This is a genomic window from Lysinibacillus mangiferihumi (genome assembly GCF_003049665.1).
Taxonomy (GTDB): domain Bacteria; phylum Bacillota; class Bacilli; order Bacillales_A; family Planococcaceae; genus Lysinibacillus; species Lysinibacillus mangiferihumi.
In genome coordinates, this window is record NZ_PYWM01000055.1 from 1 (window position 1) to 13,649 (window position 13,649).

At 32.7% G+C, this 13,649-nt stretch carries 18 protein-coding genes and 2 pseudogenes; all 20 read left to right on the forward strand.

The features are described 5' to 3' along the window. The first annotated feature begins 780 nt into the window (after positions 1–780). Positions 781–1,548, forward strand: coding sequence for an RHS repeat domain-containing protein (locus tag C9J37_RS26125; RefSeq protein WP_282957616.1), 768 nt, complete (start codon positions 781–783; stop codon positions 1,546–1,548). Positions 1,549–1,597: 49 nt separating this feature from the next. Then, positions 1,598–2,182 carry a hypothetical protein gene (locus C9J37_RS26130; RefSeq protein ID WP_107897737.1) on the forward strand — a complete coding sequence of 195 codons (585 nt, stop codon included), beginning with the start codon at positions 1,598–1,600 and terminating at the stop codon, positions 2,180–2,182. Between the two features lie 281 nt (positions 2,183–2,463). Then, positions 2,464–2,541: pseudogene (locus C9J37_RS29560) on the forward strand (RHS domain-containing protein); the annotation flags it as partial. Positions 2,542–2,550: 9 nt separating this feature from the next. Continuing rightward, positions 2,551–3,138: an RHS repeat-associated core domain-containing protein gene (locus tag C9J37_RS29565; protein WP_282957615.1), complete on the forward strand. Its 588-nt coding sequence runs from the start codon at positions 2,551–2,553 to the stop codon at positions 3,136–3,138. Next, positions 3,139–3,672 (forward strand): SMI1/KNR4 family protein, encoded by a 534-nt coding sequence (locus C9J37_RS26140; protein ID WP_107897739.1) that lies wholly within the window; start codon positions 3,139–3,141, stop codon positions 3,670–3,672. Positions 3,673–4,761: 1,089 nt separating this feature from the next. After that, positions 4,762–5,085, forward strand: coding sequence for an AHH domain-containing protein (locus C9J37_RS26145; RefSeq protein ID WP_107897740.1), 324 nt, complete (start codon positions 4,762–4,764; stop codon positions 5,083–5,085). Positions 5,086–5,166: 81 nt separating this feature from the next. Beyond that, positions 5,167–5,781 (forward strand): Imm43 family immunity protein, encoded by a 615-nt coding sequence (locus C9J37_RS26150; RefSeq protein ID WP_107897741.1) that lies wholly within the window; start codon positions 5,167–5,169, stop codon positions 5,779–5,781. A gap of 319 nt (positions 5,782–6,100) precedes the next feature. Next, positions 6,101–6,520 carry a hypothetical protein gene (locus tag C9J37_RS26155; RefSeq protein WP_107897742.1) on the forward strand — a complete coding sequence of 140 codons (420 nt, stop codon included), beginning with the start codon at positions 6,101–6,103 and terminating at the stop codon, positions 6,518–6,520. Between the two features lie 268 nt (positions 6,521–6,788). Further along, positions 6,789–7,448: pseudogene (locus C9J37_RS26160) on the forward strand (IS110 family transposase); the annotation flags it as partial. A gap of 250 nt (positions 7,449–7,698) precedes the next feature. Continuing rightward, a complete protein-coding gene (locus tag C9J37_RS26165) occupies positions 7,699–8,022 on the forward strand; it encodes a hypothetical protein (protein WP_107897744.1) in 324 nt (107 codons plus the stop codon). A gap of 153 nt (positions 8,023–8,175) precedes the next feature. Next, positions 8,176–8,328, forward strand: a complete 153-nt coding sequence (locus tag C9J37_RS28630) for a hypothetical protein (protein ID WP_167397441.1) — start codon at positions 8,176–8,178, stop codon at positions 8,326–8,328. A gap of 153 nt (positions 8,329–8,481) precedes the next feature. Continuing rightward, positions 8,482–8,676: a hypothetical protein gene (locus tag C9J37_RS28060; protein ID WP_153063520.1), complete on the forward strand. Its 195-nt coding sequence runs from the start codon at positions 8,482–8,484 to the stop codon at positions 8,674–8,676. 51 nt (positions 8,677–8,727) lie between these two features. After that, complete coding sequence (locus tag C9J37_RS28635; protein ID WP_167397442.1) at positions 8,728–8,898, forward strand: hypothetical protein; 171 nt, start codon at positions 8,728–8,730, stop codon at positions 8,896–8,898. 127 nt (positions 8,899–9,025) lie between these two features. Further along, positions 9,026–9,457, forward strand: a complete 432-nt coding sequence (locus C9J37_RS28065) for an RHS domain-containing protein (RefSeq protein WP_167397443.1) — start codon at positions 9,026–9,028, stop codon at positions 9,455–9,457. 16 nt (positions 9,458–9,473) lie between these two features. Further along, positions 9,474–9,932 (forward strand): RHS repeat-associated core domain-containing protein, encoded by a 459-nt coding sequence (locus C9J37_RS29570; protein ID WP_282957614.1) that lies wholly within the window; start codon positions 9,474–9,476, stop codon positions 9,930–9,932. A 4-nt stretch (positions 9,933–9,936) separates the two neighbouring features. Beyond that, positions 9,937–10,614: a hypothetical protein gene (locus C9J37_RS26175; protein WP_107897745.1), complete on the forward strand. Its 678-nt coding sequence runs from the start codon at positions 9,937–9,939 to the stop codon at positions 10,612–10,614. Between the two features lie 1,355 nt (positions 10,615–11,969). Continuing rightward, positions 11,970–12,311 (forward strand): hypothetical protein, encoded by a 342-nt coding sequence (locus tag C9J37_RS26185; RefSeq protein WP_107897747.1) that lies wholly within the window; start codon positions 11,970–11,972, stop codon positions 12,309–12,311. 84 nt (positions 12,312–12,395) lie between these two features. Continuing rightward, positions 12,396–13,043: an RHS domain-containing protein gene (locus C9J37_RS26190; RefSeq protein WP_107897748.1), complete on the forward strand. Its 648-nt coding sequence runs from the start codon at positions 12,396–12,398 to the stop codon at positions 13,041–13,043. Between the two features lie 15 nt (positions 13,044–13,058). Then, positions 13,059–13,382, forward strand: coding sequence for a GIY-YIG nuclease family protein (locus tag C9J37_RS26195; protein ID WP_107897749.1), 324 nt, complete (start codon positions 13,059–13,061; stop codon positions 13,380–13,382). Positions 13,383–13,394: 12 nt separating this feature from the next. Next, a partial coding sequence (locus tag C9J37_RS26200; protein WP_201262227.1) for a hypothetical protein occupies positions 13,395–13,649 on the forward strand: 255 nt, incomplete at its 3' end.

The following is a 13,649-nucleotide window of genomic DNA, read 5'->3' on the forward strand; positions in this document are numbered from 1 at the left end:
CTATAAGATTCGTTTCAAATACGTTTATAGAAGATGGAAAATTGGCATGGTTGATTGAGAAGGAAAGTATGAAATATTTTAATACGCCAATAGAAGATCACTATGATATTAGCCGTGAAACGCTCAGTAAATTTAATACTTTTGGGATAAGGGACAATTAATAATTGTTATCTTATATAGAGAAAAAGTATAAAAGCAACATAACTTAATTTGATTTTTAATGCTAATAGTATTTCATTCTCAACCGATTTTTACACTGTGGTGTAAATCAGCAAGAAAATGTTACATGATTTAAACACCACAATATGGTTTGTACAAATTAAAACTTTGGTGGCTATGCAAGCGTTTATTTATTATTTTGAAAATGATGCGTTTATTGTTTTTTAAGTGTTTAGGTAATGATAAAGGGAAAAGATTTCTTATTAAATGGCATGTTAGCCGGTTAATTAGTTGTGGCTATTCTGTTCAAATTCGAAGTAGCTAATAACCCATTTTTAATTTCAGTAGAGCATTGAAAAAGCATGAAAGAACGAATTCCGTAATATGGTAATTCGTTCTTTTTATTATTATAATAAACCTTGGATTTTTTTCAGTCACATTGGAATCAAAGATGCTTTGGGAGCAAAGTAAGCATCAATCGTTCACAGATAATGAGTAGCTTTCAAGTATGACGCACTAGGTAGGCGGATAGAGAAGTGTTCGGAAGGTAGAGCTACACATTTTGTATGGGATGGCAATACGATTTTACATGAGTATTTCTCGCAGGATAATTCTAATACATTGGAAAATTCAGTGGAGAATGCCTCACAGACAGATGACTTAGACAGTCTCATTACATGGGTATTCAATGATGGCTTTGTTCCTTCAGCAAAAATCACGAATAAAGGTAGCTACAGCATTATTAGTGATTATCTAGGAACGCCTGTCGAAGCCTATGATGAACAAGGTCATAAGGTTTGGTCGGCTGAGCTTGATGTGTATGGACGAGTAAAGGAATTCACGGGTGAGAAAGATTTCATCCCATTTAGATATCAAGGGCAGTATGAAGATGTAGAAATTGGCTTGTATTATAACCGATTCCGATACTACGACCCAGAGCAAGGGAATTATACTCAGGTTGACCCGATTGGGCTTGCGTGTGGGAATCCTACTTTGTATGGTTATGTCCGGGATACAAATAACAATATTGATAAATTTGGTTTATATTCAGATTTATTGGATACTGGTATGGGACATCATTTGATGCCGAGATCAATAGCAAAGGCTTTAGACATTTCAGAGTTAAGTCAAATTCATTCAATTTCTTGGTATCCAGATGAAGGAGCCGGAACGGAAGAACTTCACAAAAAATTGCATAGAAAGCTTATAGAAGATGGAATACCTTATCATGGTTCAAAATTTACTGGTACAACAGATGAATTTTTTGAAAAAGCTGCTAAAGCATACAAAGACATTGACGTTAAAGGTTATTTAAAAATCCCATACACAAAAGAAAAGTTATTCAAAGATTTAACTCCTGCAGAAGCTTTAGAGAAATTAAAAGAATGAAATTCTAATGGAAAAATCCCTTGTAAATAGAAAAAAAGGAGATGTTATAATGGATAGAATTTTAGATACTGGAAGTTACGGAATTTGTTTATTTTCAACAGACGTCCTGCAAGACTTTTTAAAGAAAGAAAAAGTTAGAACAAAAAAAATTTTAAAAAATTTTCAGGATAATCATAATCGTTATTTAGCTTCACTTGAAAATGGTATTTGGATACCTTTTTTACCTATAAATTCTATAGAGTATATTATCAAACTTGAAAATTGTAATCAGTCATTTGACGATGAATGGGAAGAAAAATTCGTTTATCATGACTTTAATATTGAAGTTAAAGATTCATTGTGGATTGCAGATATTGGTTCATTTTATGAATTTGATAAAAATGAATTTTTAGGAAATGATGAAGTATCTTATGAAACATTAGATGGTAAAACACTATATTCCGGATTTAGATACAGTGTTTCTTCTGGTAAATATTCCGTATCTATAAAAGGATACGAACGTAAGAAGAAATTAGATTATCCAAATTCAAACTTTGGTTTTTTGTTTTCTCTTAAAAAAGTAAACGAATTTAAAGGTTTTAATGATCCACGGGAAGATGAAAGATATAACTTTAACGTGGCAAAGATAGTTTAAATTAGTATTCTTAAAAATATAATAAAAGAAATACCTTAATATTAATTCCAAAGGGCAAAAAATAACACTAAAGGGATTTTTGGCCTTTTTAACTACAATGATTTCAAGAAGTATGGAAAACAATTCTCCATGAGTAGTTCACGCAAAATGATGAAGTTGAACGAGAAAATTTAGTTGAGTCACAGATCAAGCTTGAATTACAAAACAATCTCGTTACATGGGTATTCAATGATGGCTTTGTCCCTTCAGCAAAAATCACGAATAAAGGTAGCTACAGTATTATTAGTGATTATCTAGGAACACCTGTTGAAGCCTATGATGAACAAGGTCATAAGGTTTGGTCAGCTGAACTTGATATTTATGGCCGAGTGAAAGAGTTTACTGGTGAGAAAGAATTCATTCCATTCCGTTATCAAGGGCAGTATGAAGATGTGGAAATAGGATTGTATTATAACCGATTCCGATACTACGACCCAGAGCAAGGGAATTATACTCAGATTGACCCGATTGGACTTGCGGGTGGGAATCCTACATTATACGGTTATGTTAGTGATCTAAATGCAATGATAGATCCCTTTGGATTAATAGTAAGGCAACCAATCATTTTCCTTTCTACTGGTGGAGGAGTAATACATCCTAAAACTATAAGTCCAAATAATCCACATGGTATATTTACTATAGATGCAACTGGATCATATTTTGATGATAGAGCAGCACTTGCAAAAGAAGCTGGAATTAATGATCCAGGCAAAAATTATCGATCTCATCATATAGATTACGATCCTAAGACGAATACAATGAGAATGCAATTTGTACACGAAGAATACCATAAATACCCACATGTAGGCGGGGCTGATGACTTTAAAAAGGATACAGGTTTTAAATATGGTTCGCCAGAAGCGGTTGCGGAAGCAACTAAAAGAAGAAATAAATTAAAAGGAGGGTGTGTAACCTAAATGAACAACAATTTTAAAAGTAATTCTAATGAATTTTTTAATAATGATATTTTATTTGAGAATTCTTGGAAGAGTATATCGCTTTCCCAAATAAATGAAATTGTACCTGATGAGTTTCCAGGTAAAAAAGATTTTATAAAGTTTTACCTTACTACTAATGGTGGTGTGCTTTCTAAAGGGGCATATATTTATCCTGATAATTTTTATGAAGCTTCAAATAAGGATTATTATTCTATAGAAATTGGTAGTTTTTTTCATATCCCCTTAATCGAAGATGAGGAAGATTCTGATTATACAACATCTATTGAAAGAGCAAAAGATAGAAGGATAGATTATTCTGAGGAATTTGAAGACTTTGTTCTATTTCACATTCCTTTTGCTGATAATCATGCAGATAATGATTTTTGGATTGATATTCAAACAGGAGAAATTAAATACATGGATTATGAAGTAAGTTACGACCCTGAGAATGCTATTATTGTTGCACCTTCATTTCTTGATTTTTGCAAGCATATTCAGGCAAAACTTAAGTAAGATAAGATAGTTTTCAGAAACATGTGTAAGAGGAAATAAGACTACGAGGGTATCTAGAGCGTTATATGATTAACGGGATATTTAGGTTGGACAAACGATATTGTTGTACGGATGATGTACACTTTATCCCAATGTTTTCTCTTACAGAATTCAAGATTCTTTCTGAAGTTGTGAACTTTACTACAATTGAACTAGTAGTAAATATTTATGATGAATATCTCCAAACATAGGTAAGAAGACGCTATTAGCACTTCTTTACCTATGTTTTTGTGTATTAGAGAAGATTTAATGTGTCTTGTATTTAGTGATTAATCTATATTTGGACGTTCAAGGTTATTAATATTTTCTTAACGGAACTTCTCCCTAGTGGATTGGTTCCGTTATTTATCTCGCACTCATTGTCCAGGTTGAACTTGTCTCCAATGGAAATATCACTTGGAACTCTAAAAAGGATTATTGGTTCTTATTAAAAGAGTATGGACTAATTTCTAATTAAGACGTTATATAAGAATATCTCGCCTGATATAAAAATTACTAATAGGTTAGAGACCTCTGATGATTTAATTTGGAGCAAAAGAGAGAGGTATGTTAAAATTTGGATGAGTTGGGTGTTGTTAATGAATGTATTTAGATTTGTAACTGATGATAATTATAAAGATTTAACCTTTTTACAAAAGGACGATGTTCGTCTTTTTTCAACTTTTACAGGACAATAGATTACTCTGGATTGGAACGAAGTTTGGTATTTCAGAAGATAAACTGATTAGAGGAAAATTAGTAGATTTTGATTCACGTTGTTATGGAGACCATCAAAATTAATTGATGTTACAATATTTGTTACATTTATATATATGTACTCCTCTGAAATATCTTTTATTTTTATCGGAAGGTAAGAATTTATAAAAAGGTAGAAATTCTTAGAGATTTTGCTATCTTTTTTAAATTAATCTTTATAGTTGAAATTCTTGGAGAAAATAATCATTGGCATGAAAGTGAAATTAAATCTACTCTTCAAGTAGGGTAAAAACTTAAAAAAGAATCTGAGAAATTTTACAAAACACTTATACAAAAAATGTAGGAGTTGAAAATATGTCAGTTGAAATTATTTTTAAAGATATTGAAAATAAAACACATCACCTTATACCTGAATTAACGTGGGATCAATATGCAAACTTCTTAGATAGTATTGGGTTGCCTAGAGAAATGAGGGATCATTTCACAAATGGATTATTAATGTCGGATAGTCGTGCAAATGCAGATATTCATGGACAAAAACTGTACCATAGATCAAGACATCGTAGCTATACAAAAATGGTGGAAAAAAAGTTAAAAAGTATAAAAAAATGTACACAAATGAAGATATTGAAGCAAAACAAGCAAAACAATATATTGAATCTCTACAAAGAAGTCTGAGAAAGAAAATAATTTCTGGAAAAATTAAAAATAAATCTCCATGTGGTAGATTATCATAAATGAAGGGAATGACATTTTAATATGGGAAATATATTTGCAATTTTTGAAAAAGAAGCTATATTCTGCCCGACTTTACTTGAGGGAATTATGCATACTGAATTTTTTGATAAAAATCCATTTGAACCAAGAGACTCTGACGATGGCGAATGGAGAGCCGCAAAAAATACAATGACAGAGTTGCCGAAGGAAGTATGGTTTGTTTCAAAAGATAAAAGATATGAATTTGATTTTAGATGTGTGGATGGTGGATTTTTTGTATCATTAGATTTTCTAAATTTATTAAAGAATTTTGGAATAGGTAATTTTCAATACACTAAATCATTTATGGTGAACAAGAATAAAGAAAATATATCTTCAAAAGAATACTATTTTTTGCGATTTTATGACAAGTTAGAAGACGTCATAGATATGGAGAATTCTAATATAGAATTCTATAAGCAAAATGGACGTATAAAGAAAATTTGGGATTTACAATTGAAAAGCACAACCATGCTTCCAGAAGTATTTCAAATAAATAATATTAGACTTTTCGAAGTATTGTTTTGTTCAGAAGAGTTCAAAAAAGAAGTTGAAAAACTTAAATTAAAAGGTATTACTTTTGTTTCTTCAAATGAAGCTGGTGTGTATAAACCATAATAATATATCAATAATTATTCAGAAACAGTAATTAAAAAAACAAAAACTGTTAAGTAGTAACCATTTTCAATTTTCACCAGTGATAGTTTGACTTTACCTAGTTAATGATTATTTAAGATTTGACAATGCACCTGGTGAATACAGTTAAATTGAAATTTAAAAAGAGTAGCAAGAATCTTGGAAATCGGATTTTTTTGCTATTCCTTTTTTTTGATGATACTTATGAATAAATGTATTCGAAATTTATTGAAGTTCTTAGGGGGTAACTATACATGCAAGAAAATTGGGTGATTTTTCAGGATAATTTAAAAGACGTAAATTGAATAATGAAGAAATGGATGAAATTAAGCGTCTATCTGCTTTAAGTCAGGAGAAATTAGAATTAGATATTATTGATGATTATTTAATTTCACTTGACAAGATCAAATTAAAGTTGTCCCACTTTAGAGATAATAAAATCAATGAGGAAGAAGTAGAAGAGATAGCATTTGAAATTGGTTCTTTATATGGAAATATTATAGAGCGAAAATATGGTTGGAAATGGCGGCATATTGAGAAAAATGATGATAAAGGCTATTGTGTAGTCTCTCAGGATCAAAAGTTTTGCTGTCCAGTGCATAACTATATTTATACCATTCTGACAGATACAGAGAAAAGTAACAATGTTAAGTTATTGTTTAATATGCTGGAAGTTATACATAAGGAGAAGGTGAGTGGGTTATATAATTTTATCAGTTAAGAGCATTAGTATTAACTTGTACTTTCAAAACATATTTAAATAAGAATTCAAAAAACCTCTTGTTCTAAATGCAAGAAAGTTTAGAAGAAAGGGAATTTATTAGGACCATATACACCTGGAAATTTTAATTACCTAAGTATCGACATTAACGAAATAGGAGCATTCCTGTTAGAAGGATTTTCAGGGGCTTGAAAAAGAAAAAGCCCTCTTTTATGATGCATGAGTGTCAACAGCCATTGACCCATCATCACACAGGAGGACTCCATTTATGCATTTTAATACGAACCAAAAGATTAATCAAGTCTCTGAAAAAATACTCGTCATCGGCATCGATATTGCCAAGCGTACACATTATGCATACGCGGTTGATGAAAGAGGACGCGTGCTCGAAAAATCGTTCCCTTTCTCGCAAACAAGAGAAGGTTTCGATGCTTTTTATGAAAGATTACTGGCTTTACGTGCTACGCATGAAAAAAGTGACGTGTTAGTTGGTTTTGAACCGACCGGCCATTACTGGATGAATCTCGCTGCCTATCTTTGTGCACATGGGATTCCGTTTATCATGGTGAACCCTCATCATGTGAATCGTTCCAAAGAGCTTGATGACAATCTTCAAACGAAGAACGACCAAAAGGATGCGCTCGTCATTGCGCGTTTAATGCGTGATGGACGATTTAGTTATCCACGTATTCTAGAAGGCGTGGAAGCTGAATTACGTAACGGCGCAACTTTACGTGCCAAAATCCAAGAAGATTTAAATGCGCTTCACAATCGAATGATTCGCTGGATTGATCGTTTCTTCCCTGAATTTATGGCTGTCTTTAAGCAATTTGGCAAAATGGCTTATGCCGTACTTGAAATGACACCACTGCCACAAGATATTCAAGGGAAATCACCAGAAGAATTATTGTTTTTATACCGGCAAGTACGAAGAAGCCGGCAATATTTATCACAAAAGACCGCAAATCACTAAAGGAGCATCGTCAGCCTCTGCCTTATGGATAGACCGAATGAAGGAATGTATGTGCTAGACGCCAAGAGACATGGGAGGGTACGTCTTCATAAGCATCGCAGAGATCCAATTGTGCATCACATAGTGGAATAAAAAAAGTTAATTTTCACCCCTTTAAAAATGGGTTAAACCGTTGATATATCAACATTTATAGAGGGAGGTTATTATGAAAAAGAACGAAGCTTTAAATGTTGTTTATGAAAATATACTAGGAGAGGATTCAATTTTAATACAATTAAGAAGGGGTGAAGGTTTGAATGAGGAAAGATTTAATGAATTAATTACAGCAATGGAGTTTTTAATAGTTGAATATAAGAATTTAGATGTTGTTCCAAAAAAACTTGCTTTATCCTTTGTAGATATAAGTAATTACTTTTATTTTAACGAAGATAAATACTCATTGGATGAACAAAACTATATTGAAGATGCTGTTCATAAAATTTCACAACTAGCTAATGAATTGTTTTACTGTGAAATGGTTGGCTATTGACATGCATGTTTAAACGATTAAGAGATGTCGAAAAGTGATTTGTACTATTTTCTTTGTTTTGGAAAAGCCCTTTTGTCCGTTGACAGAAGGGCTTTTCAATGTGCCTGGCATGTGCAAAAACCACCCTATTATTAGAAATCGATATATAACTTAATGGAAAATTGGAATCCAACGAGTCAGAAGATTCAACGACCAGGGAATCGTTGGACAGCCTATCAGCACGATGCGCTAGGAAATATTATTCGCTCTGACTACTATGATGGTACGTGGGAAACATTTAGCTATGACAAAAACGGCTCATTATAAGAGACATAAAATTAGCATGTAACCATAAAGCTAGAACGAGACCCATCTAGGCAATGAATCAAGGAATGGCAAAACAACCAGTGGATTGCCAGTAGCTATGACGAGTTAGGCAATCGCTCATAGATAACAAGTAGCCTCGGTGCCAAAATCGATGTGGCTCGTAATGAGTTGGGCAATGTCTTACAAATGACAGCGTTTCGCTCCGAACAAGCCCAGTGGACAGCCTCCATGCAGTACAATGAACTCGGTAAAGAGATTGAGCGAATCCTACCAGGGGATGTTATTAGTAAATGGCAGTATGATATCACAGGTAGACCAACACATCACAGAGTAAGTAACCAAAGCTGAGATACACGAAGACATGCCTACAATTGGGGCGTTAATCATCAATTACGCAGTATGGTCAACGAGCTAACTGGTGTAAAAATGACGTACGGCTATGATGAATTTAGTAACCTCGTGTGGGCCAATCAAGACAGTCGTCAATTTGATTTCTTATACCATAGTGTCGATGATGTCGGCAATTTATATGAAACAAAAGATAAAAAAGATCGTGTTTACGGTGCGTAGTAGATTACTTGAAACGAAAGATGCCAAATTCTCCTATGACTAAGAAGGAAATCTCGTAGAGAAAGTCGAATATAATGGAGATACATGGCAGTACGAGTACTATGGCAATGGCATGATGACCAAGGCCATGAAGCCAGACAAGACAGAGGTTACGTTCAAGTATGACGCATTAGGTAGGCGGATAGAGAAGAGTTCAGAAGATAAGACATTAAAATTCGTGTGGGATGGGAATACGATTCTACATGAGTATTCCACCCAGAATGTTGTATATACATTAGAAAATCTTAATTCAGCACAGACCTATACCGCTATAGCAGATAATCTTGTTACATGGGTGTTCAATGATGGTTTCGTCCCTTCTGCAAAAATCACAAATGAGGGTCATTATAGTATTATTAGTGATTATCTAGGAACGCCTGTCGAAGCCTATGATGAACAAGGTCATAAGGTTTGGTCGGCTGAGCTTGATGTGTATGGACGAGTGAAAGAGTTTACGGGTGAGAAAGATTTAATTCCGTTTAGATATCAAGGGCAGTATGAAGATGTAGAAGCAGTATGAAGATGTAGAAATTGGCTTGTATTATAACCGATTCCGATACTATGACCCAGAGCAAGGGAATTATACGCAAGTTGACCCAATTGGGCTTGCGGGTGGGAATCCTACGCTTTATGGGTATGTTAGTGATCCGAATAGGTTTGTTGATCCATTCGGATTAAGTGAATGTAAAGGTGCAAAAAGACTAGGGAAATTCAGAAAAAATTTTGCGGGTGACCTGAAAGAATCCAGATTCAATGGGCATATGGATAAACATGGTATGAATTATGATGTTATCAAGGATACACTCGACAATCCAGATAATATTTTTTATCATAAGAACAATAATCATTTACTATTCTATAAAGATGGAGATGTTGTAGTAGTTAGCGGAAAAGACTCTGGCATAATAACCGCTTATGGCAAGTCTGATGCTGCCGGAGTGTATAAAGACATTAAGTTTATAACTGATAAGCCCGCAATTACTCAAATAGAATGAAACAATGAATAATATAACAAAAATAGTTAATGGTGGTTACTACTGTATAGAGTGGGGAGAATCGGTTTATGCTTCTGATGAAATACAAGATTTTTGGGAAGCAGATAGATTCGGAAATGTTTGTAAACTAAACATTCAGCTACTCTATAATTCAGGTTCTAAAATTCTGCAAAATGAACCTAAAGTACTAAAAGTATTAGGTGAAAAACAAAAAGAAAAGATAGAATTAAATTATCAAGTTTTTTTGGACAAAAACAAAAAACTTGATAATGTACGTCAATTTCTATACAAGGATACTATTATTTTTTCATATTCTATTGAAAATGAACTTTATTTAGCTGAAAGTTATATTTTCAGGGAATTAACAGAAGATGTATTTATAGTTTTTGATGAACAAATGACTTTAAAATATTTGATTATTGAAAAAACATCAACATTTAATTACCAAAACATAAACAACGATCTATACAATTTAGAAGCAGAAACAAAATATGATCTCATTAAATTATATTTTAAAATTTACACTTACAATCAGAATGATGTAGTTGAAATACAAAATTTAATAGATGAGATAATAAGTTTTAAAAAAAACACAGCAAATCTTGATTTAGGAATCAGCGTTTTCTTAAATGAAGAAATAACCTATTTAAAAGATGAATTAGTTGATTCAGAGGAAGTGTAAAATATTAAATGATACAAAAGAGAAGTCCCAATATATCGAGCTGATGCAAAATAAAAAGCATGTCAAAAGCGAGTCTGAAAAATGACTCGCTTTTGACATGGGAAAAAGTTTTATGGAATGTCACGATTTTTGATGGATGTGAAAAATGAATTTGTATGCATACAGCATTGCAGAAATGCTTTTTTTCATATACATCAACTTGAAAATTATTCCATTTAAATTGTTTAGAGAAAACGAATGTTTCTCCGTGTGTTATGCAAGGTTTCACACGGATGATTGAATGTCGATACTTATTTTGTTTTTCTACTTTTTGGGGTAAGAGGTAGCGATGACAGCTAATTTTTCTTACTAAACTTTGTAATTACTTGTCTTACACTAGAAAGCCCAACAATGAATTTCAAAATGTCATTGTTGGGCTTTTAGCTTTATCCTTATAAGTGTTTTTTTAAATCTAACATGGAGTCCGTTACGACATCCCAAAGATTACTAATTGCATCTTCTGACATATCATTCAACATGGATTCAGTTAATTCTGTTACTTCCATTGATTTTCCTCCTATTTTGAAAAGGAGTTACAACCTATGCTATAATATTTCATAGGTTGGCAACAACCTCGTGAGATAGTCGGCTCTTCTCAGAGTACTTCGACTATCTCTTATTTTTTTGCCAAAAGTAGATGAATTCCTTTACGAATAGCTTCACTTTTAGATATGTTATTTTTCTGGCAATAGTCTAATAGTAGCTGTTCTGTTAAATTATCAAGCCTAATTGTAAGAGGCTTATTAATCGGGTTATCCATTTTTGGTCTACCAGTTCTTATCTTTCTTTAAACAAGATTTTATTTGTTATACGTATGAGAATAATTTGGAATTAATGAAAATGAGACTATTCAACAAGCTCTTAGAGATAAAGTATTACTTGAAAAAATCTCTTATCGAAAGGACTATATAGAATTATATGGGGATTACAATATCAAAATTCAAGTTTTTATACATGGAATTCATAAGCCTGAATTTTTATCCTCGGAATCCCCCCGTTTCTAACGGATTATGAACAAAAAATTGAAACAGTTACTTGTCTATGTGCTAATATTCAAAAACTCAACTGATATTAAAAAGAACAATAAGTTTTTTAATTCTTCAGTTTATGGAAGTTTGGGAAGTCTAGGTTTTTTTATGGTGGATTTAAAACTTTTTAGTGAATTAATAAGAACTGAAGTTGGTGATGAGCTATTAAACCTTGTTGAGTTATTTACTACAACCAATTTAGTTGATAAATGTAGGGAATATTAATTATTACTTGGGGAATTAAGCGATGGCACTATTACATTCAAGCAATGAATAATTCAATTCTACTTGGAATGTATAGTTAAAGGAACCTACAAAATTAAAAATGAGATAAAGGAGTTATCTGTAATTCCTGGTGACGAATTACTTACATGGCCGGCATGTCTTGAAAAAAAATGGCCAACCATTCGTTTGGACGGTACTGGTGAAAAAATTGATCTTACTTTATATACTTGGTCAGGTGCACTCGGAAATGAAATAATTCCTATGTATATTCTTGATAGAAGTGAAGAAAGGGTAGAGAATGTAACTCCTATTATTAACTCTATAGTTTCATTTAAATTCGAGGTTTCAAATTTGAAGAGTGATTATGTATCAGGAAAAATAAAGAGTGGCAAAAATCCTATTTGAGGGATTTATTGCTACTCTTTCTTTTTGGTTAATTTTACAAATTCTCATAATATTAAAGGTCATTTAAGTTATCAGAGAAAAAACATGATGTCTATTGTCTGGGCCAATCAAGACAGTCGTCAATTTGATTTCTTATACCGCAGTATCGATGATGTCGGCAATTTATATGAAACAAAAGATAAAAAAGATCGTATCTATGGAGCAGGCAGTAGACTACTAGAAACAAAAAATGCCAAATTTTCCTATGACGAAGAAGGAAATCTCCTAGAGAAAGTCGAAAATAATGGAGATACATGGAAGTACGAATACTATGGCAATGGCATGATGTCAAAAGTCATCCGTCCAGATCTCACAGAAGTTACGTTCAAGTATGACGCACTATGTAGGCGGATAGAGAAGTGTTTGGAAGGAAAAACTTCTCATTTTGTATGGGATGGCAATACGATTTTACATGAGTATCTCTCGCAGGATAATTCAGTGGAATATGCTTCACAGACAGATGCCGATATCGCAGATAATCTAGTGACATGGGTATTCAATGATGGCTTTGTCCCTTCAGCAAAAATCACGAATAAAGGTAGCTACAGCATTATTAGTGATTATCTAGGAACGCCTGTCGAAGCCTATGATGAACAAGGTCATAAGGTTTGGTCGGCTGAGCTTGATGTGTATGGGCGAGTGAACGAGTTCACGGGTGAGAAAGATTTCATGGGTATGTGTATAACCCTCTGATAGAGTTTGATTTAGTTGGATTTAAGGGGCCCTTTTGCTAAAAAAGGTGGGGTTTATTTCTTCCCAGAAGGAAATGAAATGTATGTTGGGAAGGCGAAAAATCTTTATAAGAGGTTGTATCAACATCTAAACAAAGAGAAACTAGAACCAGCTGTTTTAGATAAAGTTGGCTTTATTCATGATCCGAATGCTTTAACCGATAAAGATTTATTTAAATTAGAAGATGATTTAATAGAAATATACGAATTAGAGAAATTCAATCCTGATAAAATAGAATTATCTAATAAGATTAACAGTCCTGGAAAGAACATTAAAAAAGGTACTAGATGTAAACCTTAAGGGGGAAATTTAATGTATGATGTAGTCACTGTAAAAACAAATTTTAAAAATTATAATGTGTTTATCCAAGAATCTAAATTCATTGATAAAGAAGTAATAAATTTTTTGAAGGATAACAACATTAATGGAATCTCTTTAGGGATGGATGAAAAGATTTTACCAAATGTAGATTTCTTAAGTGAATTAACTCAATTAGAATACTTAAATTTAGGTAGAAAAAGTTATGAGAATTTGAATGGTATCGAAAAGCTAGTCAACTTAGAATAT

Bases quoted from the DNA above. Each gene is read 5' to 3' on its own strand.
- C9J37_RS26130 (WP_107897737.1), top strand. From the start codon at position 1,598: ATGGATAGAATTTTAGATACTGGAAGTTACGGAATTTGTTTATTTTCA.
- C9J37_RS26140 (WP_107897739.1), top strand. From the start codon at position 3,139: ATGAACAACAATTTTAAAAGTAATTCTAATGAATTTTTTAATAATGAT.
- C9J37_RS26145 (WP_107897740.1), top strand. From the start codon at position 4,762: ATGTCAGTTGAAATTATTTTTAAAGATATTGAAAATAAAACACATCAC.
- C9J37_RS26150 (WP_107897741.1), top strand. From the start codon at position 5,167: ATGGGAAATATATTTGCAATTTTTGAAAAAGAAGCTATATTCTGCCCG.
- C9J37_RS26165 (WP_107897744.1), top strand. From the start codon at position 7,699: ATGAAAAAGAACGAAGCTTTAAATGTTGTTTATGAAAATATACTAGGA.
- C9J37_RS28630 (WP_167397441.1), top strand. From the start codon at position 8,176: ATGGAAAATTGGAATCCAACGAGTCAGAAGATTCAACGACCAGGGAAT.
- C9J37_RS28635 (WP_167397442.1), top strand. From the start codon at position 8,728: ATGGTCAACGAGCTAACTGGTGTAAAAATGACGTACGGCTATGATGAA.
- C9J37_RS28065 (WP_167397443.1), top strand. From the start codon at position 9,026: ATGAAGCCAGACAAGACAGAGGTTACGTTCAAGTATGACGCATTAGGT.
- C9J37_RS26175 (WP_107897745.1), top strand. From the start codon at position 9,937: ATGAATAATATAACAAAAATAGTTAATGGTGGTTACTACTGTATAGAG.
- C9J37_RS26190 (WP_107897748.1), top strand. From the start codon at position 12,396: ATGATGTCTATTGTCTGGGCCAATCAAGACAGTCGTCAATTTGATTTC.